We start from the raw sequence: 25,765 nt of genomic DNA on the forward strand, positions 1-25,765 counted from the left end.
GGATCAGAACGACGTGAAATATGGCTCGGCGGGCGCAGGCTGTACCGGCTTTCGCAGTGCGCGCCCCCAGGTCAACGTAGTCGAACCACCAGTCGCGAGCACAGTGTGCTTTCCACGCGCCAGTTCGAGGATCTGTCCGCCGTTGTATGGAGTTCCGTCCACAGTTACGTTTCCACCGGCGCCCACTGTGTAGGGGCCTGGGACTCGTACCGTGATGGTGGCGGGCTGATTAGAGTTTGTGACGTCGAAACCGGCGATCCAGTAGGGTCCCCAGAAGTGGCGATAGGTCTGCCGCAGCATGACAAGGTCGGCGGAAAGGAAGTCTGCAACCTTGCCATCCGTCTCCAAGGCATCGGCGAACATCTTGTCGTCGTTTACCACAAGCGGCACGACGCGTTCGTGCTGGATCTGCTCAAGGCTGGGCAGTTCTCCCCGCAGATAACGTTCCGTGCCCCAAGGGGTCATGAAACCGTTTGCTTTCGGAAATTGCCCCAGCATCGCGCAGCTGTCGAAGTAGCCGACCGGTGCGCCGAAGATCTGGTTAGCCGCGGCAACCAGTTGGCGCTGCTTGTTTAGTGTGCCCGACTGTTCCCGGGCAAACGTCATTGCTGCACCTGCAACCAGGCAAACGGCAAGGAACAGCGTGCCGTAGCGGCGCGTCACCAGTGGAATGATCGCGCTTGCCGATGCTGCCACCGGGGCGAGCATGAACACGTGATAATAGGGCGCGGTGTTGTGATAGAAGCCGAGCGTCGTCAGGGGAAACCAAAGCCCGGCAAGCGCGATCCGCTCGGCCGCAGGTCGGTCCCGGCGCAATAGTGCGAAGGGAACTGCCAGTGCCAGTAGCGTCGTTGCGGGCGCGAAGATGGCTCCCTTGAGGTTGTGGCGCCAATATGGATGGCTGGTCAGGCTGAACATTTTCTCAGCCGAGGCGCCGACAATGTCCTTCGCGCCGCGTCCACTTGCTTCGACAACGCTATGGGCATGGATCGAGTAGGCGATCGCGAACGTCAGTCCGGCTGCAGCGACCATGGTCGCGACCGATTTGAGGTAGGCACGGTCCCGTCCGCTTTCGTTCCAGCGCAGCCAGAACACGCCGGCAAAGGCAGGAGCGTAAAGCACCGCCTTGATTGTGATCAGGCCCGCAAAGCCACCCAGCACACCTGCCAGCACGAGCCAGCGCGGATCGGCCGGACGGCACACAAGGACCCACAGACTGGTCATCAGCAGGGCAGTTGCCTGTGGATCGAACCGGAAAGACGTGCCGTGTTGCAGCACGTATCCGGCCGCCACATATGTCAGTGCCGAGAGCAATCCGGTCGTACGATCGCTGAACCTAGTCGCGATCGCTGTTATGCAAGCCAGCGTCACAAGCTCGCAGCCGAGCATGAACATGCGGATCAGCACGACGTGGTCGACCGCGTTGCCTGGCAGGTCAGGTACCCACATGAAAGCGCGCGTGAAAAACGTCTGCAGCGGTTGGTCGAGCAGGCCTTGGGCCGCCATAACCGTCAGGCTGTAGTGCCAGAACTCGTCCCAGTTTATCGCGCGCGAGAGGACCAGCGGAAACTGCAGTGCGAGAACCACCAGCAGGGCGCTGAGTGCGATGAACTGCGAGCGATCTCGAGGCTGTTGGAATGGCCGAGACACGATACCAACAGAGGCAAAGGAGGTCATGCCGCTTCCTTGTTGGAGACGTCCTTTTCGTTCCAACCGACATTTGGCGGGGTTCGGTCCTTGAGCGTGGCGATGTCCTGCTCGAGCCTGCGGATATGCCCTAGTGCTGCCTCGAGGAGTTTGCGGTTTGCCCCGATGAGCTCTGCCAATACCCCCAGGAGTCCCGTGAGAGTTCCCAGAACGATAAGCGCGCCGCCGAGCACCAGCGATTGCACGTGTCCGGCCCCGTCACCCATGGCCCAGAGAACCAGAAAGCGCAGCACCGGCATCATCCCGATCAGGGCTATCCCCCCGCCAATCAACGTAAAGGTGCGTAGCGGGTTGTATGTGGCATAGGCGCGGCCCATGGTCATGAGCTGGCGGGCAATGAACTGGGGGATCGACTTGAACAGGCGCGAGGGCCGCTCGGTCGCGTTGGTACGGATCGGAACGCTGACAATCTTGAACCGCTTGCGCCCGGCCTGGATCAGCATGTCCGTCGTATAGCTGAACTCGGTGGTGATGGTGATGCGCTGCGCAGCGGACCGGCTGATGGCGCGAAAGCCGCTGACCGCATCGGTTACTTCCGTGCCCGAAAGGTTGCGAACGACCGCGCTGCCAAGGCGCTGCAGGAGCCGCTTGAGCGGGCCGAAGTGTTCGTTGCGGCCGACGCCACGGTCTCCGATGACGAGGTCCGCCTCGTTGGCGACGATGGGGGCGACGAGTTTGGCGATGTCCTCACCTGCGTATTGCCCGTCGGCATCGGTGTTGACGATGATGTCTGCACCGGCGGCGAGTGCGGCGTCGAGGCCGCTCTGGTAGGCCGCGGCAAGGCCGCGGTTGCGGCGATGGCGCACAACATGGTGCGCGCCGAAGCGACGCGCGACGTCGGCGGTGCCGTCGGTGCTGCCGTCGTCGATGATCAGGATCTCGATCTTGTCGATTCCGGGAATGCGTCGGGGCAGTGCTACAAGAGTGTCCGGCAGACTGTCGGCCTCATTGAGGCAGGGAATCTGGATGATCAGCTTGGTCATGTGGCCCCGTTTCCGTCCTTGCGCAAAAGGCCCCCTGTGCCCTGCAAGTCCGTATTCGTAGGGTGACATGGTTAACTACCGGTAAAGTGCTGCACTTCTGTGTGGAGGGGGGCGCGCTTGACGGCTAGAGCATGAATATTCGGCAGGAATCAGTGCCGACGCGATCCCGGGAAGCAGGCTATTGCAGAACAGTCAGAGATCGGGGCTGATTTATGCCCTCTGCGGATTTGCCCTGCTTTCCGTGGGCGACGTGTTGGTAAAGACCATGGCCGGTGCTTGGCCAGGAACGGCTATCGGTGCATTGCGCTATGTGTTCGGAGCGATCGGACTCGGCATAATCCTGTTCGTTCGCGAAGGCAGCGGTGGCTTCGCCTTTCCGCGATTGCGCTGGCAGGTCCTGCGCGGTTTCAGCGTCGCCTTATCGGCAATGTCGCTCTTCAGTGCGGTTCACCTGATGCCAATTGGCGAAGCGACCGCGATTTCGTTCACGAGCCCGATGATCACTGCAATTCTGGCAGCGGTTATCCTGTCAGAACCCATGCGGCGCGAAACCTGGATTGCGACGATCGTGGCGTTTTCGGGCGTTCTGGCGATCCTGCGCCCGAATCTTGCGCTGCTGGGGCCGGTGGCCTTCCTTCCGGTGATCGCGGCGACCGGCATGGCCCTGCTGATGGTGGCAAATCGCAAGGTTGCAGGAACTGGCACGGCACTTTCGATGCAGTTCAACGTTGCCGTGATCGGCGCGGTGTTCCTGTGTATCGGGACGATCATTGGCCACTTCAGCGGAGTGCATTTCTTTGAGGTTCCAGCGTTGCCCTTCTCGGTCCTTGTCAAATGCGCAATCATCGCTGTGACCGCCAGTCTGGCCCATGCCTTCATCTACATTGCCACGACGAAAGCGGGACCCGCAGCTATCGCGCCAATGACGTATGTTCAGTTGCTGATGGCGGGCAGCTTTGGCTGGCTGTTGTTTGGCGAGCGGCCTGACATCGTCTCGGCGGCGGGAGCTCTGGTGATCGTAGGCGCAGGCCTTTATCTCTGGCGCTCTGGCAAGTCGCCGTCAGAGCCCGCCATGACAGACTGATGGCAGAAAACGGTACGGCCTGCTGGCTCTGCGGCCGCGCTCTGGGGCGTCGCTTGGAGTTCCACCATCCCGTGCCAAAGAGCCGGGGAGGGCGGATGACAGAAGCCGTGCATCCGATCTGTCATCGTACATTGCACGCCGTGTTCACGAATGCGGAACTTGGCCGGTTCGGGGCGGAGGTCACTGTGGTGCGAAGCGCTCCACCGATCGCCCGCTTCTTGCAATGGATCGCCGACAAGCACCCGGACTTTCACGCCCCGACCGCCCGAAAGCGGCGCTAGGCAGCCACTTTCACAGAACGTCGAGCAATGGCTGGAGGTCCTTTAGAAGGACCGAAGGACGGTCCTTTTCAGGCAGAGCGGCCTCCTTGCCCATGATGCCTGTGGCAAGGCCGATGGAATGTGCACCCACCGCATTGGCCATGCGCATCTCGAGCGCCGGATCGTCGCCAATGACAACGACGTTCTTTGCTGCCGATTTTGGCAGACCCATAATCTTCATGGCCGTATCGAAGGCGACTTTCGAAGGTTTCCCGAGTATGCGCGGTCGTTTGCGCGTCATCGCAGTGAGCATCGCATTGATGGGGAAGCTGGCGCCGATAGCTCGGCCATTTTCAGTGGCGAAGAACGGTACGTTGCTCGCGGTCACGAGGCGCGCGCTGTTCCACAACGAGTGGCAGGCGGCTTCCAGAGCGTTGAAATCGAACTCGCGGAACCAGCCAGTATAGACCGCCTGAACACCCACTGCTTCTTCGGATGGGCCGACGACATCGAGACCGGCATCTATAAGGGGGGCGGCGCAACCCGCGTTGCCCAGAACCCGGACCTTGGTCAGGCCGACCTTTCCCAGCCATGCCGCCGCCGAAGATGAAGGCGTGAGCATTTGCCGGTCCTCGACCGGGAAGCCCGCATTGCGCAAGGAACTGGCATAGTCCGCAGGCGGTTTCGCCGTGCCGTTGGTGAAGACCACGAAAGGCTTGCCGCTCGCCTTTAGCGCTTCCAGCACCGCAATCGCATGGGGCAGGGCGCGGTGACCGCCGCTCTTTGAATCGCCCAGGGCAATCGTGCCGTCCATGTCGAAGATGTAGCCTGCAGCATCGCGCAGACGGGCTTGAAAATCGGAACTGAAAGTCAAAGCGATGCTCCGGCATGGAGGGCTAGGCGGAAGCCTTGGCGTTCGATCACGATGTCGCGCGCCTTGGGATCGGCTGCGAGTTTGCGCAAAAGCGAGAGGATCGGTGCAGCTTCGGGCGAATATGTCGCGCGGGATCGCCCTGCGGCGAGCATCGCATCTACCTGTTCGGCCGGCATGACCGCGCGGAGCAAGAACTCCTCGTCTGGCAAGTTGGTGCCGAACTGGCGGCGCAGATCGCCGAGCGCCGGGAACGTCGGCTCGTTCTCCAACTCGCGCGAGCGTGGGCGATCCATGATCGTTGCCAGCACCTCGGGATCGACCGGCGAAGTGGGTTTGCCGAACTTGCCCATGCAATAGCGGATCACCTGATCAGACACCTGTGCATATCGCCGGTCGCCGATCACATTGAACAAGGCCTGCGTCATGACCATCTGCGGAAAGGGCGTGACCATGATCGGGAAACCGAGGTCTGCGCGGACATGCCCGGTCTCCTCTATCACCGCGTCCATTCGGTCCGACAGCCCAAGTTCTTCAAGCTGCCGTGCGATGGTGGTCATCACGCCACCGGCGATCTGGTGTCGCAGGAAACTGGCATCGAAATTCTGCGGGCGGCCGGGAGGCAAGCCTTCTGCCAGCGCGACACGCTGCCAGTAGTTGGTCAGGCGCCTGAGTGCCGACTTGTCGATCCCGACATGGAAACCGGCCTCTTCAAGATTGGCTACCATGCGGTTGGCTTCGGGCAGGGACGACCCGTCGCCACCCGGACCGACACCCACGTGGATCGCCGAGATGCCGAGCTTAGCCGCCTCAAGGCTGGTCATCATGCCGAGCCCGACGGTCGTGTGCGCGTGGACTTCCAGTGGTCGGTTGCCGATTACCGCCTTGACCGCGGGCACAAGCGTGCGGGCGCGGTCGACCGAGAGCAGGCCAGCCGGGTCCTTGATGTAGAACAGGTCAATGTTCGGGCTTTGACCGACGGCCTTGGCAAAATCAGCGTAGAACTGGTCGGTATGGATTTCTGAAAGCGTGAAGGTCAGTGCCGCCATGACCTCAGCGTTGCCTTCCTGCTTCACCAGCTTGGCAGCTTCGACCACGGCCGGAACTTCGTGCATCGGATCAAGCAGTACGAAGCGGCCCACTCCGTTCACCTGCAAGGCGCGATAGACGAGACGCATGAATTCCGGGTCCGCCTGTTGCCAGGCAATGAAGCGCAAGCCGGTGGTGATGAATTGAAGCGGCGTTGTCGGCATGGCCGAAGACATCCGGCGCAAGCGCTCCCACGGGTTGTTGCGGAAGTAGCGCACTGCCACGGCCATGTGGCTCGACGACGTGAAGTCGATTGCGCGAAAGCCGCAGGCTTCGGTGAGGGCAGCGGCTTGCAGCATGTGCGCTGTGTTCAGGCCGGTTGCGCCCCACAGGCTCTGGTTGCCGTCGCGCATGGTGACGTCGACGAGACGGATCTCGGTCATTGGGCAAGTCCCGTGAGGAAGCTGGTATCGACGCCGCCTGCGATGAAGCGCGGATCTGCGACAATGCGGCGATGTAGTGGGGTAGTCGTAGGCATGCCTTCGATCTGCAGCGATCGCAGCGCCTTGCCGAGACGCTCAACAGCCTCTTCGCGCGTGTCACCATGGACGATGAGCTTGCCCATCAGAGAATCGTAGAAGGGTGGCACTTCGCCATCGACGCCTATGTGTGTGTCGATGCGTACACCTACGCCTGCCGGCCATGCAGCGCGGGTGACGCGGCCGGGCGAGGGGCGGAAATCGGCGTCCGGGTCTTCGGCATTGATGCGCACTTCGATGGCATGGCCGGTTGGGCGCACCATCGCTTGCGTGAGTGAAAGAGGCTTGCCCATGGCGACAAGCAGCTGCTGTTCGACCAGATCGACGCCAGTGATTGCTTCGGTTACCGGATGTTCGACCTGGATGCGGGCATTGAGTTCGAGGAAATAAAACGAGAAGTCCGTCGCATCAACGAGGAATTCCGCCGTGCCTGCACCTCGATAATTGAGGTGACGGGCGAGCCTCACAGCCGCCTGTTCGATCCCTTCGCGCGCTTCCAGCGGCATGGCAGGGGCGGGGGCTTCCTCGACCAGTTTCTGGAAGCGCCGCTGGATGGAACAGTCGCGTGTGCCGAGATGGATCGCGCTGGTGCCATCGCCGAGTAGCTGCACTTCGACGTGACGACCCTTGGCAACGAAGCGTTCGACATAGACGGCGGCGTTGCCGAAAGCGGCTTGCGCTTCGGCCTGCGCCATATCGAGTGCGGTATCTAGGTCCTCAGGCCGGTCGACCCGGCGCATCCCCTTGCCGCCGCCACCAGCGACCGCTTTGAGCAGGAGCGGATAGCCCGTCAGAGCAGCACGGGCATGGACGTCAGTTCGCGTCGCTGCTTCGCCGCCGGGAAGGACGGGAAGTCCAGCTTCCACGGCAAGCGCGCGGGCGGCCAGCTTGTCGCCCATACCCTCGAGCGTCGTGATCTCTGGTCCGACGAAGTGCATTCCGGCGGCGAGAACCGCGCGGGCAAACTGCGCGTTCTCTGACAGGAAGCCGTAGCCGGGATGAACCGCATCGCAACCTGACCGGACGGCCGCTGCGATGACGCGATCGATCGCTAGATAGCTTTGCGAGGACGGACCGGGGCCGACGATCGCGACATGATCGGCAAGCTTAGCCGGAAGCGAGGCCGCATCGGCTTCAGAGGCGCCGAGGACGGTTTCGATCCCCATGCTTCTCGCAGTGCGGATCACGCGCAGGGCGATCTCCCCACGGTTGGCGATGAACAGTTTGCGGATCATGTCAGGTCAGCCGCACCAACGCTTCGCCCTTGGCAACGAGCGTGCCATCGGGAACCAGAACATCTCCGACAGTTCCGCTGCGTCCGGCGTGTACGGGGTTCATCAGCTTCATAGTCTCGACGATACCGATCACTGTCTCCGGTCCCACCAAGTCACCAGGCTGAATAAAGGGTGGCGCGCCGGGTTGGGGAGAATGATAGAACGTGCCGGGTAAGGGCGAGCAGATCGCGTCCGGATCTGAGATTGCCGCCTGGGATTCGGGCGCGACGTCCGCAGCCGTCCCCGACCATTGCCACTCCTGTGTCATGCCGCCGTGTTCGCCATCGCCTTTCGCCACGCGCAGCCTGAAGCGGCGGGTGGCGAGATCGAGTTCGCGATAGCCCGAATTCTCGAGGATCGCGGCGATCTCAGCAATGTCTTCGTGGGTGAGGGGAAGATCGTCGGTCATTTGCTGATCAGTTCTTTGCGGCCAGCATCTCACGCGCGGCGGCAATCACCGCGCTCGAAAAGGCCTCATCGTTGAAGTGGGAATCGATGGCCGTGACCGGCACGTTCTCGGGCATGACCTGTGCGAGATACTCGGCAAAGGGGCCGGGAACGGAAAGGTCCTGGAGATGTCCTGCGCTGCTGTCATGGCTGGAGAAACCACCAAGCGGCGTGAATACGCGGACCGGCCCTTTGGCTTCGCGCACGTTGGCAGCAAGGTGGTCGGCGAGCTTCTTCAGATCGTCGACACCTGTGCGCACTGCAGTCAGCTGGGGGTTATGCTCGTGATAGCGGCGGCCGGGAAACTGCACGCGCGAGATGTCGATCGGGCCGCCGATGATGAAATCTGCATTGCCGGGGGCGATAATCGTCGGGATCCCTTTGCGCAGGGCTGCCTTGCCACGGTCAGGCCCGGAGTCTGCAAGGCCTCCGAAGATGTGGTCGAGGATTTCTGTCTGTGAGAGGTCGAGGACCAGAGCTACGTCCTTGTCTGTGGCCAGACCGTCAAGAGTGGGGCCACCCGCGCCCGAGGAATGGAACACCATGACCTCGCAGCCATCGCTCTCCAGCGCCTGCCGGATGCGCTTGACGCTCATCTCCGTGGTGCCGAGCGTGGTGATCAGAACCAGGGGCTTCTCTGGACCCTTGTCTCGGTCATAGCCCTTGGCCATCCCCGCCACCGCGTTCGCGGCATTGCGAAAAACATCGCGGCTGATGGTGTTGATGCCCGAAATATCAGTCACCGCGTTCATCATCGCGATGTCCTTCACGCCCATGTAGGGCTTGGTGAAGCCCGAGGCCATGGTCGAGACGATCAGTTTGGGCAGGCCATAGGGAAAGCTCTGCATCAGGGCGCCGGCAAGAGCCGAGCCCATGGAGCCGCCGACTGCAAGTATGCCTGAAACCGGGCTCTTTGCGTTCCATTCGTGCGCTGTGGCGATGGCGCCCCGGATCATCGCATCCTGACATTTCCCTTCATGGCCGAGCGCACGAACCTGCTCGATGGTCATGCCTGCACCATGTGCGACCATCTCAGGTGAAATCTCTGCACCGCCGACAGTGCGGCGCACGCTGGGGTCGAGGTGCACCACGTCCACGCCCGCCGCTTCCAGCGCGGCGCGGGTAAAGCGCGCTTCCTCCTCCTTGGTATCCTGCGTGCAGATGAACATGACGCTTGGCTTGGTCATCGGTTGGTTTTCCTCTCCATCGCCTATTGCTGCGTCAGCGCGGTTGACTTTGCACGGGGGTTTCGTGATTTTGCGTTGCATAAGGTGAAACGCAGAATTTGCCGGAGCAGGATGGATGCTGGAGCGCAAGGTCAAGACCGTGCGGGCGTTGGAGCGCGGGCTCGACGTACTGATCGAGGTGCAGACGAGGAAGGCGGCAAGCCTGCATGAGTTGCATCTGGCGACGGGACTGCCAAAGGCGACGTTGCTGCGGATGCTCGTCACGCTTGGGCAAAAAGGGCTGATCTGGCAGCGCTTGGCCGATGGTGCTTACCTCCCGCACGTGGATCGGATCGAGCGCGCCTCTGTCACGTCGCCTGCGCACATTGCCGAAGTTGCGTCGTCACACATGAAAGCACTTTCGACCAAGGTGGCATGGCCTTCGGTTCTCGCTGCACCGCGGCTCGATCACATGGAAATTCTGGAAACGAACAGTCCGCTTTTCCGACTGGATTCGGCGATCCTTGGCCCTGTGGGGGTCAAGTTGTCCTATATTCATACCGCTACCGGCCGGGCGTATCTTGCCGCGTGCGGCGATACCGAGCGGGATTCGATCATTGACCGCTTGCGGCCCGCCAATCCTCCAGAGGGCAGCGAAGCAGATTTGCGGCTTATGCTGCAGCAGGTACGACAGCGCGGATATGCCACGCGCGATCCACTGCTCCCGTGGCCAGACAGGTCCAAACAGTTGGTGTTGCGTGACGGGCGGCGCTCCATGGCGGTGCCGATCCTTGTTGGCGGCGCCCCAATTGCAACGATCAATGTAACATGGCCTGGTCGACGCGGAGCTGACGAAGCTGTCGTGCAGCGCCACCTCGCTGCACTCAAGGCCACGGCGCGCGCAATCGGTGCAGCTTTGGAGGCGAACCCCAATTAAGTTCCACCTGATGAAATCTGTTTGCCCAACTGATTAATTGTTGGCGCTGAATCGGTGATGATCCTCTTCACAGGGAGAAAATGCCGATGCGCCAGTGGATCATTTCCGCAGGTTCGACCTCACTCAGCGATCTCAAGCTGGTTGAGACCGAGACTCCACAACCCGGACCGGGCGAAGTGCTCGTTCGAGTGCGGGCCTGCTCTTTAAACTATCGCGACCAGATCATTCCGCTTGGTTTTTACATGGGTGGTGTCGTGCAAAGCGACACCGTGCCTCTCTCGGACGGCGCAGGTGAAATTGCAGCCGTTGGTACGGGCGTAACCTCACTTGCCATTGGCGACCGTGTTGCCGGTATCTTCTTCCAGGACTGGATGGACGGCCCACCCAACCCCGGTATGGGTGTGGCGCTTGGTGCTCCTCCTGCTCCGGGAATGTTGCAGGACTACGTGGTTCTACCGGAACGCGGTGTCGTTCGGCTAGCCGAGACGTTGGATGTCGTCGAAGCCGCTTGCCTTCCTTGCGCTGGGGTGACCGCTTGGAATGCGTTGATGGAAGGTCCCCGGCCGTTAAGGGCTGGGGACACGGTTCTGGTGCTCGGAACCGGCGGCGTCTCGTTGATTGCCCTCCAGATCGCCAAGGCCGCTGGTGCCACGGTGATTGCCACGTCTTCATCGGATGAGAAGCTTGAGCGCGTCAGGGCGATGGGAGCAGATCACGTCATCAACTATCGCACCACGCCCGAGTGGGGTGCCGAGGCCGCACGCATTGCTGGTGGCGGTGTCGACAAGGTCGTGGAAGTCGGCGGTGCAGGTACGCTCAAGCAATCCATTGCCGCAGTCGGCTTTGCCGGAGAGATCGCACTGATCGGAGTGCTCACGCGCGAGGGCGATACCAATCCGCATGGCCTGATGTTCAAGGGCGCTTCGATCCGGGGAATCTTCGTGGGTTCGAAGGCCATGGCGCAGAGGTTGAACGCGTTCATCGACGCGCACGGAATCAAGCCTGTGGTCGATCGGGCATTCGCCTTGGAGAATGCGCTCGATGCTTATGCCTATCAGTCGTCCGCAGGATTGTTCGGGAAAGTCGCGATAACGCTTTGAGCCGTCACTCGCGCCGCTGCCCGCAAGAGGCAGGGCTCTGGAGAGGAAATCGATGACGCAGATGCTTGGCTTCGGCCAACCTTTTGGTGGCGTGATGCAGACGGCCTTCGTCGTTGAGGACATCCGTGCATCCATCGCGCACTTTCAGCGCGATTGCGGCGCAGGGCCGTTCTTCCTGCTCGATCACTTCCTCAGCCCGGAGCAGTTTTATCGGGGCGCGCCATCGACGGCAGATGTGACGATAGCCATGGGTTTTGCCGGGCACATGCAGATCGAACTGATCCAGCCGCTTGACGGTAATCCTTCGGTTTACCGCGAGACAATCGAGCAGCGCGGATACGGCTTCCATCACTTCGGCATCGCTTGCGCGGACGTCGAGGCAGACCTCTCCGCCTACACCGCACGTGGCTACGATCTGGCGTTCAAGGCCGCGGTCCCGACCGGAGGAAGCGTTGCCTACCTCGAAGGTGGTGATGTTTCTGCACCAGGTTTTCTGGAACTGATCCCGGCAACGCCCGGGATGGACGCACACTTTACGGCAATGTGGCTCGCATCGCTGGGCTGGGATGGCGCCGATCCGATCCGGCCATTCATCTGAAGTCATAAAGTCATAAGAACGAGGGGAATAACGGGATGATCACGGGCACAGCCAGAAGCGGCCGATACCAGGTGTGGGTGACCGCTCTGCTGAGCCTGAACTTCGGCATCCTGTTCTTCGACCGCAACGCGCTCAATTTCCTCATGCCGTTCGTCCAGCCCGACCTGAACTTGAGCAACACGCAAGTCGGGATGTTCAGCTCAGCGCTGTCGCTGACGTGGGCCCTGTCTGGGCTGCTCGTCGGGCGGATTTCGGACAAGCTCGGTTCGCGCAAGCCGGTTGTCGTGGTGGCAACCGTAGCGTTCTGCCTTTGCTCCTTCATTTCGGGCGCGGCATCGTCGTTCATGATGCTGCTGGGCGCGCGATTGCTGATGGGCGCGGCCGAAGGTGGCGTGATGCCGGTCAGCCACTCGATGATCGTCTCCGAAGTGGCACCCGAACGGCGCGGCCTTGCGATGGGTGTGGCCCAGAACCTCGGGTCGAATCTTTTAGGATCCGGTCTGGCGCCGATCTTGCTGGTTCCAATCGCCGTGGCAGCCGGTTGGCGCACGGGCTTCTACCTCGCTGCTGTGCCAGGGCTCATCACTGCCGCGCTGATCTGGTTCACTTTGCGCGAGCCGCCGGCCGAAGTTCATGATGACGCTTCACCCCGCGTGACGCTCCGCGAGGCGTTCTCCCATCGCAACGTGATCCTCTGCGCGCTGATCTCGATTCTGCTGGTTTCCTACCTTGTCGTTTGCTGGGCATTCATGCCGCTCTACCTGACAAAGGCGCGCGGCTTCGCACCCGAGACGATGGGGTGGCTCATGGCGACTCTCGGCATTTCCGCAGGTCTCGGCAGCTTCGTTGTCCCGGCCATTTCCGACGCCATCGGGCGGCGCCCAGTGATGATCTTCTTCTCGTTCCTTGGCGTGATATTGCCACTTGGCGGATTGTACTACGAAGGATCGACCTGGGTCCTGGCCGCGATCTTCTTCTTTGGTTGGGGACTTAACGGCCTTTTCCCGATGTTCATGGCGACGATCCCGTCGGAATCTGTCGATCCTCGGCTGACTGCGACGCTTACGGGTGTCGTCATGGGGACGGGCGAAGTTCTTGGAGGTGTGCTCTCGCCCTTCTTCGCGGGCAGTCTTGCGGATGCTTACGGCCTGTCCGCGCCGCTTTGGCTGATGTTTGGCTGCACCATTCTGGCCGGCATCCTGACGCTTGGACTTATCGAATCCGCGCCACGCGTCGTTGCACGTCGCGCGGTTCCGGCAATGGCCTTCGGGGCCTGACTAGGGAGGCAAGCACCATGGGTGAACTTCTCAGGTTTCATACCCGCGACGTGGCGCCGCAGGAGCGTGCTCGATACTGGAACGAAATCGCCGATCGGGTCTTCACCGGGACTTTCGTGAATGTCCCTGGTGAGGATTTTGCGGGAAAGATGCTTGCCTGGCGGGTTGGCGAGCTCGACATGATACGCACCGATTCAACACATTCCGGTGTCGGTCGCACGCCGCTGCCGCAAAATGAAGAGCGCCTGATCCTGCATCTGCAATGCCGGGGCACAAGCTTGCATTCGCAAAAGCAAGCGGAGTGCGCGCTGGAACCCGGCGACTTCGTCCTTGCGAGCCCGCACTCACCCTATACGATCAAGTTGACCGGTCACGAGATGCTTGTCGTCGAGTTTCCCCGCGCTCCGCTGGCCGAGCGTTTCCCTGGGGTGGACGACGCTTTGTTGCAGCGCATGTGCGGTGCAACGCCAGGCGGCCGCGTGTTCCACGATTTCCTGCTGTCCTTGTGGCAGCAAGGTGAACGCACAGCCGAGGATCCCGAGTGGGAAGTCGGCGTCAATGCCGTGTTCTATGATCTGGCGGCCATGGCCATGCGCGGTTCGCAGCGTCCAGCTTCGACGAACGGTGATGCCGAGATGCGCCGCCGCGTGATAGCGACTGTCGCGGCGAACCTTGGTGATCCCGCGCTTCGGACCGCTTCGATCGCTGATGCCTGCAACGTTTCGGTACGAACGGTGCAGAACGTTTTCGCCGCCATGGGGACCACGCCAACGGCATATATCCTGGAACATCGCCTAAGCCGTGCTGCAGACCGCCTCGTTGCACGCCCAGACGCGAGCATTACCGAAATTGCGTTCGAACTGGGCTTCAACGACAGCGCCTATTTCACGCGCTGCTTCCGCCAGCAGTTCGGAGCGGCACCACGCGACTGGAGGCTGGGAAAGTCTGTGTCGACATGAAATCACTGGCTGGTGCGCACATGAGGGTCTTGCGCATCAGTCCTGATCGCCTTGCGCCACAGTGCAAGCGTGAACTGCCGCCAGCACGTACCAAGCTGGCGTGATGCCGCACCCGGTCAGCCGGTCGCGGGAATGCCAACAGCAACAACAGGGAGAGGAAAACCATGAGAATTGCATCGGTTTCCATAGCAGCAATGGCGACGGTTCTGGCCGCGCCAGCGTTTGCACAGGATCAGGCTCAGGCCGAGGACACAGGCGGCGGCATTGCCCAGATCGTCGTTACCGCACAGAAGCGTGCGGAAAACGTTCAGGACGTGCCAATCGCCATTTCGGCGTTCAGCGCAGATGCCCTGCAGGAGCGCGCAGTCGGTAGCGTTGCATCGCTCTCAAACATCTCGCTCAATGTCACCCTTGACGCCGGCACGCCCTTTTCGGGTTCGTCGGCGGTGCTTTCGGCCTACATTCGCGGCATCGGTGCCAACGACTTTGCGTTCAACATCGATCCCGGCGTGGGTGTCTACCTCGACGGTGTCTATCTCGCCCGTTCGGTTGGCGCAAACCAGGACCTTCCTGACGTCGAACGTATTGAAGTGCTCAAGGGGCCGCAGGGAACCCTGTTCGGTCGTAACACCATCGGCGGCGCGATTTCGATCGTCACGCACGATCCAGGCGATGAATTCCGCTTCAAGGGCGATGTCACCACCGGCCGGTTCGGACTGGTGCAGACCCGGGGCACAGTCGACTTGCCGCTGACTGACGGTCTTGCCGCCTCGGTGAGCTTCGCAACCAAAAACCGCGATGGCTACGTGAAGCGCGTCGCGTTCCCGGGGGCAAGCAACTTCGATTCCACGCCGATCACGAACTACAAGGCCGCCGGTTATCATAACATCGGATATGGCAGCGAAGGTGGCGACAACAGCTGGAATCTGCGCGGCAAGCTTCGCTACGACAACAAGTCAAACATGCGCATCACCGTTTCGGGTGACTACAGCAATATCGACCAGTCGCAGCTCGCCAACACCTTGATCAAGACAACCCCGGCCGTATTTGCCGGAACCTACAATTGCGCAATCCAGGGCGTCGTGGTTGGGGATTGCGGTGGCGGTCCGCCCTCGTTCGCCTATCTCGGCGGTATCGGCGGGCTTAATTCCATTTTCGACAACCCAACCGTTTTCGGTGTCAACGCCGATGGCAATCCTGCCAACAACCGCCTTCCCTATGACGACCGCTTTGTCTCCAACGACATCGATGTATCCTACGCCAACGGCAACAACTACTCCAAGCTGAAGACCTACGGCGGCTCGGGTACGATCGAGTTTGATCTATCGGATACGATGATGATCAAGTCGATCACGGCCTATCGCGAACTGCATTGGAATGCGGGCATGGACCTCGATGGTTCGCCGCTCAACTTCTTGCACACCAGCTTCACGATGAACCAGTGGCAGTTCAGCCAGGAACTGCAGCTCAACGGTTCGGCGATGGACAAGAAGTTGAACTATGTCTTGGGCGCATACTTCTTCAAGGAAGCAGGCGACCTGCACGACTACGTGACCTTTGCCGAGGGCTTGCTGCAGGTTGACGGCCCGAACGATCTTTCGACCAAGAACTATGCCTTCTTCGGTCAAATTGACTACCGCCCGACCGAACAGTTCGGCATCACAATAGGCGGCCGTTACACGAAGGAAAACAAGAGCTTCGAAGGCTTTCAGTCGGATGCCAACGGCCTTACCTACAAGATCCTGACCCAGGTTGGTGTGCCGGAATGCGCATCGATCAATCCGATTTCCGACGCCTGCCGTATCGCAGCCGGTTTCCCCAACCAGGGACAGCCGCTGCGCTATTACGTCGCCGGAACGCAGCGAAAGTCGTTCAGTGACTTCTCGCCCAAGATCGGCGTTCAGTATCACCCGACAGACGATGCCATGCTCTATGCTAGCTGGTCGAAGGGTTACAAGACCGGTGGCTGGACGACGCGTCTGTCCAACCCACTGCCTACCGCGCCTGACTTCAACGAGGAAAAGGCAACGACCTGGGAAGTGGGCGTGAAGTCGATGTTCCTCGACCGTCGCCTTCAGATCAACGCGGCGGCGTTCCTGACGAATTACAAGGGCATTCAGCTCAACTTCCAGCAGGGCGTCTCGCCGACAATTCAGAACGCCGGTGATGCACGTATCAAGGGCTTCGAAGTCGAAGTCGTTGCGGCTCCGACGGATGGCTTCCTGATCAACGCTTCGGTTGGCTACACGGACTCGTACTACACAGCGGTTCTCGCAGGTGCGCAAGTTGCTGCCAATCCGTTCCAGGCTGGCGTGTTCCCGGGCGCTGATCTTCCCAAGACGCCTAAGTGGAAGTTCAACATCAGCCCGCGGTACGAGCTTTCGCTCGGTGGTGACTCCAAGCTGGTGGTCATTGCGGACTACACCCACACTACCTCGCTGTGGAACGATACCGAGCGTGCCTATCTGCTGCAGCGTGGGCCGACCGACATCGTCAACGGCAACATCACCTACAAGTCGGGCAATCATTGGGACCTGACCGTGGGCATGACCAACATCACCGACGAGCGCTACCTGGTTACCGGCCAGGCCCAGATCGCCGGTGGTCAGTTCTATGGCACTTACAGCCGCCCGCGCGAATGGTTCGCGCGTCTCGGCGTAGAGTTCTGATAAGCTGACAGAGTGCGCGGGCTGGGCCGGATCCCCTTTGGCTTCGCCCGCGTTCATCATCACGGAGAGAGAAAATGCCTGAAGCGCCGCACGCGGAATTCTGGAAGGACATAAAGCCGGTCGACAAGGTCTTCCGCGAAGGCGGACTGCCTGAAGTCTATCTGCCCAAGATCGCCGAGGGCGATGAGCGTTATTGGGTTCCGATCTCGGAAACTGTCTTTACCAAGCCCGTCTGGATCAGCCCGTCGAAGAACATGTGGGCGGATGTCCTGATGAGCAAGACGGCAGGCCTCGTGAACCGCCATTATCACCCACACCCGATCTGGGCATATACCATCAGCGGCAAGTGGGCTTACCTCGAGCACAGCTGGACGGCGACCGCAGGTGACTTCGTTTACGAGACACCGGGCGAGAGCCACACGTTGGTCTGCTACGAGCACGAGGACCCGATGAAGGTCTTCTTTGTCGTCTCCGGCCCCCTGATGTGGCTCGACGAGGAAGGCAACACCGTCGGCCACTACGACGTGTTCGACTACATGAAGGCCGCGCGTGAACACTATGACGCCGTCGGCATTGGCGCTGACTACGTCGACACCCTAATCCGCTGAGAGGACTCCGCAATGGACGTGATGACCGCGCCGCCGTCGAACAAACACGAGATCGTCGATGTTCCTTTCGCGCACAAGGATTTGGTTGCTCGGCTCAGCCCCGGCGGTCGATACATCGACGCACAGACTGATGCTGACAGCCCTTGGGTTCCTTTCGGCGACAACGCTGCGATCAAGCACCTCGCGTTTGACGTCCGGCAGAACCTCTACTCCAACATCCTCTGGGTGAAGGGACCGGGCGTCATCGGCACGCACTTCCACCGCGGCACGATCACCATGGTCTGTCTTGAAGGTAGCGTGCGCTATCTTGAGTATGACTGGGTGGCCACGCCCGGCGGCCTGATCCTTGAAACGCCGGGAGAGAGCCACACCTTGGTCACGGATCATCCCCAGGGTTGCAAGCTATTCGGTTGGATGCAGGGCCCTATCGAGTTCTACGACGAGAACGCGGTTCTGGTGGATACCACCGATGTCTGGTGGTTCATCAACCACTACGAGACCTACTGCCGCGAGAACGGCATCGCCATCAATCCCAAGCTCTATCTCTGAGGCTATCATGGGCACCATGACCGCGCCGCCTTCGGGCGCATACAAGATCGTAAACGTCCCTGAACTCTATGGCGACCTGATCCGGACCAAGGGCGTCGAGGGCACTTACGTCGGCTCGTCGGAAGTCGAGAGTCCCTGGGTTCCGTTCGGTGACAATGCCGCGATCCGCCATCTTGCCTTCGACGTGCGCGAGAACGTCTATGTCAATGTGCTGTGGATCAAAGGGCCAGGTGTCATCGGCACACACAAGCACCGCGGCAAGGTCTGGGCGATCGGTCTCGAAGGCTCGTTCCGTTACCTGGAATACGACTGGATCTGCCGTCCGGGCGATTTCATTACCGAAACCCCTGGCACGGCCCACACGCTCGTCACCGATGACCCGAACGGCATGAAGGCGCTCTTCCACATGCAGGGTGCGAACGAGTTTTTCGACGAAGACGGCAACCACGTCGAAACGCTCGACGTCTGGTGGTTCATGAACCACTACGAGACGTACTGCCGCGAAAACGGCATCGCGATCAACCCCGCCCTCTATCTCTGACGGGGCGGGCGTGAGCGGGGAGAAGGCAGCGGTCCCGAAGCTCCCTGCGGAGCCACGGGGGAGCTATCTGCGCAATGCGTGGTATGTTGCCAGTTGGGCGGATCATCTTGGCAGTGAACCGCAACAGCGCACCTTTCTCGAAGAACCCGTCGCGCTGTTCCGCGATGCGGATGGTGTAGCTCAGGCCGTATCGGGGCGCTGCCCGCACCGCTTTGCACCACTGGGGCACGGGACTGTTGTGGAAGGAGCATTGATGTGCCCCTACCACGGCTTGCGCTTCGATGGCGCAGGACGCTGCGTCCACAACCCGCACCCCGGTGGACAGCTCCCTGACGCGCAATTGCGGGTCTACCCCCTCGTTGAACGGCACGCCTTGCTGTGGATTTGGATGGGCGATCCCGCAAAGGCCGATCCCGCGCTCATTCCGGATTTCTCCTGGCTGTCAGACCCGAAGTGGGAAGCCGTGCGGGGCAGCACCGTGGCAGAAGGGCACTACGAACTCTATAGCGACAACATCCTCGACCTCAGCCACGCCAACTTCGTCCACCCTGCGCTGGTTGCCGGAGCCTTTACGGAAGGCGAACGCAAGTTCTGGCAGGATGGCGAGAACGTTTTCGCCGAATACATCAGGCTCGATGATTACCTTTCGGTCGGCATTTCGGCCGTGATGGGTACCGAAGGGAGCAAGCAGGATTTCTACGGCCTCGTGCAATGGCACGCACCCGCAGTGCTCTATTTCGATTTCCGAGCCGGCAATCCCGGCACGCCGCGCGAGCAATGCACGCTGCTGCCCTCGCTTCACGCCTTCACACCCGAAACTTTGGATACAACCCATTACTTCTGGGCCACGGCGCGCGATTACAAGCTGGGCGATGCAGAGTTCACCGCAGCCATGCGCGGCGCGCTCGAGTTCGCATTCGAACAGGAAGACATGCCGATCATTCGCGACAGCCATCGGCTGATGCGCGGCGAGGACTTCTGGTCGCTTCGACCGCTCATTTTGGGCGGCGATGGCGGCGGCGTCCGCGCACGGCGCATGCTCAAGCGGCTGATCGATCGCGAACAACAAACAGAACAAGAGGATGCAGATGGGAACGCTCGACAGGTTTGACATCAAGGGACGCAGCGCACTCGTCACCGGGGCTGCCTCGGGCATCGGGCTGGCCTATGCCGAAACCATGGCCGAAGCCGGAGCCGCAGTCTCGCTGACCGATATTGATGCCGAAGGCGCAGAACGAGAAGCCTCTCGCTTGAGTGCATTGGGCTACGAAGTGCGTGCCGCCCGGCTCGACGTGTCAGACTGGGACGATGTCGTTGCTGCCTTCGATGCCCACGATGCGGCCTATGGTGGCCTTGACATCTGCTTTGCGAATGCCGGCATCGATACCGGAGCGGGCTTCTGGAACCCTGCCGGCCACCGCAACCCTGACGGTCAGGTCGATACCTACGACCACAAGCGTTGGGATCGCTCGATCCAGATCAACCTCAACGGCGTGTTTTACACCGTGAGCAATGCCGTGCGCATCATGAAGAAGGACGGTCGCGCCAATGGCCGCGCCGGCGGTTCAATCATCACCACCGCCTCGAATGCCGGTCTGGTCACCGAACCCATCGTCGGGTTGCCCTACATGCCTGCCAAGGCCGGAGTGCTCCACATGGTCCGCGCACTTGGCCTCGAACTCGCCGAATTCCGCATCCGCATAAACGCGATAGCGCCGGGGCCATTCGTAACCAACATCGGCGGTGGCTGGCTGAAGAAGGACCCGGTGGCTCGCGCGGCATGGGATGCCATCGTGCCACTCGGCTCGGTCGCCGAAACCGAACAACTCAAGCCACTTGCCCTTCTGCTCGCCTCCGACGCTTCGGACTACATGACCGGCAGCCACGTCGTGATCGATGGCGGCATGATGCTCGGCAAGTACAACTAGGGACGACTGCCATGCGCGCCGCCGTGATGCAGGGCCTGCACAAACCGCTGGCCGTCGAGACAATCCCGGACCCGACGCCGGGTGAGGGTGATGTCGTCGTCAAGGTCGGACGCTGCGGCATCTGCGGCTCGGACCTGCACATGACCGAAGATCCGGCTTACGGCCAAGGTGCAGGCTCGGTCCTCGGTCACGAGTTTGCGGGCGAGGTCGTCGCGCTCGGCAAGGGAGTCGATGGGCTACGGACCGGTGACCTCGTCTCTGTAATTCCCCTGCAAAGCTGCGGCCAGTGCCAATCATGCCGAACCGGCGAAGTGCAATGGTGCGAAAGGTTCGGGCTGCAGGGCGGCGGCTATGCCGAGTTCGCCCTGACCAAACCAAACCAGTGCGTCCGCCTGCCCAAGAGCGCAAGCCTTGCGGACGGCGCCATCGTGGAGCCGCTCGCAGTTGCCCTGCACGGCGTCGCGCTTAGCCGGATGAAGATCGGCGACAAGGTGCTGATTCTTGGCGCGGGTCCGATCGGCCTTGCGGTAGCGTTCTGGGCACGGCGCTTCGGAGCGGGCAGGGTGGTCGTGCAGGATCTTGCGGAATGGCAGTATGACCGCGCCCTTCAGATGGGCGCGCACGATTTCGTGGTAGAGCCTGCCGATCCCGTCGGCAGCTCCGAGCGCGCTCTAGGCGGCTCGGCGGACGTTGTGTTCGAATGTGTCGGCGTGCCCGGTCTTATCGCCCAAGCCGTCGATCAGGTCCGCAATGACGGTACGATCGTCTTGCTCGGCCTGTGTACTCGGCCCGATACCTTCAACAGCTTCGCCATGCTGTCAAAGCAGGTAAAGCTGGTCACGTCTGCGTTCTTCACGCGGCAAGAATACGAGGCCGCTCTCGACGCTCTCGATCGCGGCGCTGTTGAGCCTCGCATGCTCGTAACCGACACCATTTCGCTCGATGCGACACCCGATGTATTCGAAAGCCTGCGCAAGCGGACCCATCAGTGCAAGGTGCTGATAAGTCCGGGTGAATGAAGGCACCAGTTAGCGGGAGCGGCACGATGGCGATTGATTCCTTCGCAGGGCGCGTGACGAGCGGCGCGTCAGGCATCGGGTTGGGCATCGTCAGGGCCTTGGCGCGGCGAGATGCTTTTGTGGTCATGGCCGATATACGTGCCGATCCTATCTCCAGCGCGCTGAGGACGTTGGCGTCATGACCTCACGCTGAGCGCTTGGCAATTCGGTGACGATGCCGTCTGTCGTGGCAGAGGTCTTGGCCGTAGCAAAAGCTGTTGCGGTTGACGTCAATGATGCTGTTGTCGCGCTCGACCCGTTTGCATCACTTGAGCCACAGCCGAACAGTAGTGACTTCCATCTGCATATCCGATCAGGGGGGGCAACGTCCCGGCCTTGAACGGTCAAAAAAGTCGAAGATCAAGGGCGTGTCATGCGGCGTCGCGATGCGCCTCGGCCTAGCTGCCCGTTTACGAGTGTTTCCTGTTTCACTGCGGAGCGTCTCCGCCAATCAAGCAAGGATAATTGCGCCATCCTTCTGGATGCCTGTGCAACCTTCATGATCGTGTGACGAATGCACTGTCATCATTCGGATATTCCTCACCGTTCAATGCATCACTCTCCCATTGAATTCATGCGAAGGGGTGTGGATCGGTTCAGGCATCCTCATATGCAATCGATTGTTGTCATGGGGGTGAACCTATGGCATGAGCAGTCAAGGGCTCGCGAAGGCCCATGGGAGAGCCGCAAGTGGAAACAGCTACGAAGTTGAGGCCGCATCTGCCGTTGGCGCGGATACTGGAAATGAACCTTGGCTTCCTCGGGCTTCAGTTCAGCTTCGGTCTGCAGCAGGGAAACATGGGGCCGATCTACAGCTATCTCGGCGCGGATGAATCCCAGTTGCCGATGCTCCAGCTTGCCGGGCCCATTACCGGACTGCTCGTTCAGCCGATAATCGGCGCGATGAGCGATCGTACCGACAGCAAATGGGGCCGCCGGACGCCATACTTTCTGATCGGCGCGGTGCTTTGTGCGTTCGGTCTGTTCTTCATGCCCTTGTCCAGCTCGATCCTTATGGCCATGTCGCTGCTGTGGATCCTGGATGCCGGCAACAACATCACGATGGAGCCTTACCGCGCCTACGTTTCGGATCGCCTGAACCCGGACCAGCGGCAGGCAGGCTTCCTCTCGCAGAGCGCCTTCACCGGTCTCGCCCAGATGTTGGCGTTCCTCACACCTTCGCTTCTGGTCGGCCTTGGCATGAATCAGGATTGGGTGGACAGTCACGGCATTCCCTACACCGTGCGCATCGTCTTCATGGTCGGTGCCGTGCTTTCGCTCAGCACCATCCTCTGGTCCGTCCTTCGGGTTAGAGAACTTCCTCTGACCGACGAAGAGCGCGCCCATATCAAGGCGCAACCGAAGGGCGCATGGGCAACCTTGAGCGAAATCGGCAAGGCTATTGCCGATATGCCCGTAGCCATGCGCAAGCTTGGTTTGATGAGCCTGTTCCAGTGGGTCGGCATGTCGGGCTACTGGACTTATGCGGTCTACTCGATCAGCCGCACTGTCTATGGCACGGCAGACGTTCACAGCAGTGCCTTCCACTCAGCTGTCCTCACCAACGGCGAGGTTGCGGCTTTCTACAATGCCATCTCCTTCGTGACAGCTTTCGCCATGGTGCCGGTGGTCAAGCGTATCGGACCGGGGCCGCTCCATGCCTTGTGTCTGTTCGCAGGGGGCGTGGGCATGTTTGTCCTGCCGAACGTAACCGACAAGGCGCTGCTGTTCCTGCCGGCAATCGGCATCGGCCTCGCCTGGGGTAGCATCATGGGCAACCCCTATGCCATCCTCACCAATTCCATCCCGCCCCAGCGCACCGGCGTCTACATGGGCATCTTCAACATGATGATCGTCATACCGATGCTCATCTTCGCGGTGGTCATGAGCAGGCTCGATCTCGGCTTCGTGTCCTTGGGCTTCGATGCCTACAAGCTCGTCCTCGGCGGTGATCCGCGCAACATGCTGATGTTCTGCGGTGCCTCGCTCGTGCTCGCCGGTTTCTCGGTGCTGTGGGTGCGTGAGGGGCGAGTGAATGCGATGCCGCACGCGGTTCTGGCGGCTTGATGGGCTCGACGATTGCCTTGAATGCTGGCGCAGGCACGCTGGTCTGGGAGCTGCGCGACGCGGCTCTCCCAGTGTGGCGGCATTTCGGTGCTACTGTATCCACAGAGGGCCTGCCCGAGCTTGCCACCACGCGTGCGCCTGCCTCGTATTCGCTTGATGATGACGTACCGCTTTCTGTCGCCCCGGTCTCGGGTCTTGGATGGTTCGGCCCGGAGGTGCTCCGCCTTGGCCGCAATGGTTCCGCATTAACCATCGCCTTCCCTGGATCGGCTGTAACCGAGGCAGCAGCCAGTATAACCTTCCGTTCGACCGACCCGATTGCAGGGGTGGAACTCGAACAAGTGTTTGAAGCGGTTGGCGCGGCATACGTTTGCCGAAGCAGCGTACGCAACGTCGGCACGACCGCCTTTTCCGTGGACTGGCTGGCAAGCGCACTCCTGCCAATTACCGGGTTGGCACGGGAAGTCGTCTCCTGGCGCGGCCGCCACAACGCCGAACTCCTTGAATGTCGAGAATCTATGCCGCAACAGGCCTGGGTCCGCGAAGTGCGTCGCGGCATTTCCGGTCATGGCGGCCCAGGCGGCCTGTTAATCCTCGACGAGGGCGCAACCTTCCACGCGGGGCAAGTCCGCGCTCTGCAGCTTGCATGGACCGGCGACAACCGCATCTCGGTGGATCGCGACGACGAGGGCTTCTGGACGCTTTGCGCAGGTGCTGTGCTGCAACCGGGCGAAGTTGTTTTGCAACCCGGTGAAAGCTGGAATGCACCAAACGCGATCGTCGCGGTGTCGCATACGGGTCGCAATGGTGCTGCCGCTGCATTCCACGATGCCGTCCGCGCACGCCTGCGCTGGCCCGGCGGTGCGATGAGGCCGCGGCCCGTGCACCTGAACTCCTGGGAAGCCTGCTACTTCGATCACGATGAGGAGCGGATCGTTGCCCTTGCCGAGGCGGCAGCCTCGGTCGGCGTTGAACGCTTCATCCTCGACGATGGCTGGTTCCGCAATCGCGATGATGACACTGCGGGGCTTGGTGACTGGACGACTGATCCGCGCAAGTATCCCAAGGGCCTCAAGCCCTTGGCCGATCGCGTCAACGCTCTCGGCATGGAGTTTGGGCTCTGGGTTGAACCGGAAATGGTCAATCCAGACAGCGATCTCTACCGCACTCATCCCGATTGGGCGCTGTCCGTGCCGGGACAGGACCGCCCTACTGCACGCAATCAGCTCGTGCTCGATTTGCGCCGGGAAGACGTCCGAGAATATCTGTTCGGTTGCCTTGATGCGCTGCTGACCGAGCTTCCGATCACCTATCTCAAGTGGGACCACAATCGCGATCTTGCGCCTGCCGGAGGTGCCTCTCAGGTGCGGGGAGTCTACGATCTGCTCGCGAGAGTTCGCCGTTCGCACCCGAGAGTTGAGGTAGAGTCCTGTGCCGGCGGCGGCGGACGCAATGACGCTGGAATGGCTGAATTTTGCCACCGCTACTGGACCAGTGACAACATCGATGCGGCCAGTCGCATCGGCATACAACGCGGATTTCTCTCGTTTTTACCGCCTGAAGTGATGGGCTCACACATCGCTGCGAGCCCCGCGCACGCAACCGGCCGCCGGCATTCGCTCGCTTTTCGCGCCGCCATGGCAATGACCGGGCACCTGGGCGTCGAAATGGATCCGCGGACACTTACAGAAGATGAGCGCTCAGAGCTCGCAGACTGGATTGCCTTTTACAAACAATGGCGTGGACTGCTTCATGCAGGTAATGTCTGGCTGGGTGATGGTAGTGATGGCCTGCGCTGGCAGGCACAGGGTCGCGCGGACGAAATGCTCCTCTTCGTGATCCGCGCAGATCCGCCTGCCGATCGCCGCCCTCAGCCTCTACCGCTGCCTTTCTGCGGAAATACAGGCACCTGGCTTGTGAGCCTTCTGCGCATTGCTGGAGGCGAGGGCGGTCACGCCGCGCACAGCACGCAGCTATTCGAAGCTATGAAGTCAGTTTCTCAGCCATTTCCGGCCGATTGGCTTGCATCGTCAGGCCTGCCGCTACCACCCGACAAGGCCGAGACCGTCACCATTTTTCATCTGCGCAAGCGCACCTGACCATGAAATCCGGAA

The 25,765-nt window shown here is 61.0% G+C and carries 24 protein-coding genes; 17 read left to right on the plus strand and 7 right to left on the minus strand.

All coding sequences use genetic code 11. The features are described 5' to 3' along the window. Positions 1-3: 3 nt before the first annotated feature. Both IQ25_RS14445 and IQ25_RS14450 read right to left on the minus strand, forming a co-directional pair. Complete coding sequence (locus tag IQ25_RS14445) at positions 4-1,677, minus strand: ArnT family glycosyltransferase (protein WP_144906984.1); 1,674 nt, start codon at positions 1,675-1,677, stop codon at positions 4-6. Beyond that, positions 1,674-2,690 (minus strand): glycosyltransferase family 2 protein, encoded by a 1,017-nt coding sequence (locus IQ25_RS14450; protein WP_144906985.1) that lies wholly within the window; start codon positions 2,688-2,690, stop codon positions 1,674-1,676. Before IQ25_RS14450 ends, IQ25_RS14445 begins: the two co-directional genes overlap by 4 nt. Positions 2,691-2,871: 181 nt before the next feature. Between IQ25_RS14450 and IQ25_RS14455 the strand changes: the two genes are divergently transcribed. Beyond that, complete coding sequence (locus IQ25_RS14455; RefSeq protein WP_144906986.1) at positions 2,872-3,774, plus strand: DMT family transporter; 903 nt, start codon at positions 2,872-2,874, stop codon at positions 3,772-3,774. Continuing rightward, positions 3,774-4,055, plus strand: a complete 282-nt coding sequence (locus IQ25_RS21370) for an HNH endonuclease family protein (RefSeq protein ID WP_144906987.1) — start codon at positions 3,774-3,776, stop codon at positions 4,053-4,055. The genes IQ25_RS14455 and IQ25_RS21370 overlap by 1 nt, the downstream gene beginning before the upstream one ends. 10 nt (positions 4,056-4,065) lie before the next feature. Here IQ25_RS21370 and IQ25_RS14465 read toward each other — a convergent pair whose 3' ends face one another. From IQ25_RS14465 to IQ25_RS14485, 5 genes are read right to left on the minus strand one after another with little or no spacing between them, the layout of a single operon-like run. Beyond that, positions 4,066-4,908, minus strand: coding sequence for an HAD-IIA family hydrolase (locus tag IQ25_RS14465; RefSeq protein WP_144906988.1), 843 nt, complete (start codon positions 4,906-4,908; stop codon positions 4,066-4,068). Next, positions 4,905-6,377, minus strand: a complete 1,473-nt coding sequence (locus tag IQ25_RS14470) for a biotin carboxyl carrier protein (RefSeq protein ID WP_144906989.1) — start codon at positions 6,375-6,377, stop codon at positions 4,905-4,907. The genes IQ25_RS14465 and IQ25_RS14470 overlap by 4 nt, the downstream gene beginning before the upstream one ends. Next, positions 6,374-7,708, minus strand: a complete 1,335-nt coding sequence (locus IQ25_RS14475) for an acetyl-CoA carboxylase biotin carboxylase subunit (protein ID WP_144906990.1) — start codon at positions 7,706-7,708, stop codon at positions 6,374-6,376. Before IQ25_RS14475 ends, IQ25_RS14470 begins: the two co-directional genes overlap by 4 nt. A gap of 1 nt (position 7,709) precedes the next feature. Beyond that, positions 7,710-8,156, minus strand: a complete 447-nt coding sequence (locus IQ25_RS14480) for an acetyl-CoA carboxylase biotin carboxyl carrier protein (protein ID WP_144906991.1) — start codon at positions 8,154-8,156, stop codon at positions 7,710-7,712. Positions 8,157-8,163: 7 nt separating this feature from the next. After that, positions 8,164-9,381, minus strand: coding sequence for a Tm-1-like ATP-binding domain-containing protein (locus IQ25_RS14485; protein WP_144906992.1), 1,218 nt, complete (start codon positions 9,379-9,381; stop codon positions 8,164-8,166). 115 nt (positions 9,382-9,496) lie between these two features. Here IQ25_RS14485 and IQ25_RS14490 point away from each other — a divergent pair, with 115 nt between their 5' ends. The 15 genes from IQ25_RS14490 to IQ25_RS14555 all read left to right on the plus strand — a co-directional run bounded on the left by IQ25_RS14490 (position 9,497) and on the right by IQ25_RS14555 (position 25,750). Next, positions 9,497-10,297 carry an IclR family transcriptional regulator domain-containing protein gene (locus IQ25_RS14490; RefSeq protein WP_144906993.1) on the plus strand — a complete coding sequence of 267 codons (801 nt, stop codon included), beginning with the start codon at positions 9,497-9,499 and terminating at the stop codon, positions 10,295-10,297. A gap of 86 nt (positions 10,298-10,383) precedes the next feature. Continuing rightward, a complete protein-coding gene (locus IQ25_RS14495) occupies positions 10,384-11,397 on the plus strand; it encodes a zinc-dependent alcohol dehydrogenase family protein (protein ID WP_144906994.1) in 1,014 nt (337 codons plus the stop codon). Positions 11,398-11,449: 52 nt separating this feature from the next. Further along, the gene (locus IQ25_RS14500; RefSeq protein WP_144906995.1) at positions 11,450-11,995 is read left to right on the plus strand and encodes a VOC family protein; all 546 of its coding nucleotides are present in this window, start codon (positions 11,450-11,452) and stop codon (positions 11,993-11,995) included. 35 nt (positions 11,996-12,030) lie between these two features. Beyond that, on the plus strand, positions 12,031-13,272 hold the full coding sequence (locus IQ25_RS14505) for an MFS transporter (protein ID WP_144906996.1): 1,242 nt from the start codon (positions 12,031-12,033) through the stop codon (positions 13,270-13,272). Between the two features lie 17 nt (positions 13,273-13,289). Next, complete coding sequence (locus IQ25_RS14510; protein ID WP_144906997.1) at positions 13,290-14,231, plus strand: helix-turn-helix domain-containing protein; 942 nt, start codon at positions 13,290-13,292, stop codon at positions 14,229-14,231. A 164-nt stretch (positions 14,232-14,395) separates the two neighbouring features. Beyond that, positions 14,396-16,900 (plus strand): TonB-dependent receptor, encoded by a 2,505-nt coding sequence (locus tag IQ25_RS14515; protein ID WP_144906998.1) that lies wholly within the window; start codon positions 14,396-14,398, stop codon positions 16,898-16,900. A 74-nt stretch (positions 16,901-16,974) separates the two neighbouring features. After that, positions 16,975-17,508: a 2,4'-dihydroxyacetophenone dioxygenase family protein gene (locus tag IQ25_RS14520; RefSeq protein WP_144906999.1), complete on the plus strand. Its 534-nt coding sequence runs from the start codon at positions 16,975-16,977 to the stop codon at positions 17,506-17,508. A 12-nt stretch (positions 17,509-17,520) separates the two neighbouring features. Then, complete coding sequence (locus IQ25_RS14525) at positions 17,521-18,057, plus strand: 2,4'-dihydroxyacetophenone dioxygenase family protein (protein ID WP_144907000.1); 537 nt, start codon at positions 17,521-17,523, stop codon at positions 18,055-18,057. A gap of 7 nt (positions 18,058-18,064) precedes the next feature. Continuing rightward, entirely contained in the window at positions 18,065-18,598 is a 534-nt protein-coding gene (locus IQ25_RS14530) for a 2,4'-dihydroxyacetophenone dioxygenase family protein (RefSeq protein ID WP_144907001.1), read from the plus strand. A gap of 10 nt (positions 18,599-18,608) precedes the next feature. Continuing rightward, entirely contained in the window at positions 18,609-19,709 is a 1,101-nt protein-coding gene (locus IQ25_RS14535; RefSeq protein ID WP_158637754.1) for an aromatic ring-hydroxylating dioxygenase subunit alpha, read from the plus strand. Then, positions 19,687-20,526 carry an SDR family NAD(P)-dependent oxidoreductase gene (locus IQ25_RS14540; RefSeq protein WP_144907003.1) on the plus strand — a complete coding sequence of 280 codons (840 nt, stop codon included), beginning with the start codon at positions 19,687-19,689 and terminating at the stop codon, positions 20,524-20,526. The genes IQ25_RS14535 and IQ25_RS14540 overlap by 23 nt, the downstream gene beginning before the upstream one ends. Before the next feature lie 11 nt (positions 20,527-20,537). Further along, positions 20,538-21,545 (plus strand): zinc-binding dehydrogenase, encoded by a 1,008-nt coding sequence (locus tag IQ25_RS14545; RefSeq protein ID WP_144907004.1) that lies wholly within the window; start codon positions 20,538-20,540, stop codon positions 21,543-21,545. 26 nt (positions 21,546-21,571) lie between these two features. After that, positions 21,572-21,727 carry a hypothetical protein gene (locus tag IQ25_RS21045; protein WP_158637755.1) on the plus strand — a complete coding sequence of 52 codons (156 nt, stop codon included), beginning with the start codon at positions 21,572-21,574 and terminating at the stop codon, positions 21,725-21,727. Positions 21,728-22,328: 601 nt separating this feature from the next. Beyond that, positions 22,329-23,651: an MFS transporter gene (locus IQ25_RS14550; protein WP_144907005.1), complete on the plus strand. Its 1,323-nt coding sequence runs from the start codon at positions 22,329-22,331 to the stop codon at positions 23,649-23,651. Beyond that, the gene (locus tag IQ25_RS14555) at positions 23,651-25,750 is read left to right on the plus strand and encodes an alpha-galactosidase (protein ID WP_144907006.1); all 2,100 of its coding nucleotides are present in this window, start codon (positions 23,651-23,653) and stop codon (positions 25,748-25,750) included. Before IQ25_RS14550 ends, IQ25_RS14555 begins: the two co-directional genes overlap by 1 nt. Positions 25,751-25,765 lie beyond the last annotated feature (15 nt).

This window comes from Novosphingobium taihuense (assembly GCF_007830315.1).
Lineage (GTDB): Bacteria > Pseudomonadota > Alphaproteobacteria > Sphingomonadales > Sphingomonadaceae > Novosphingobium > Novosphingobium taihuense.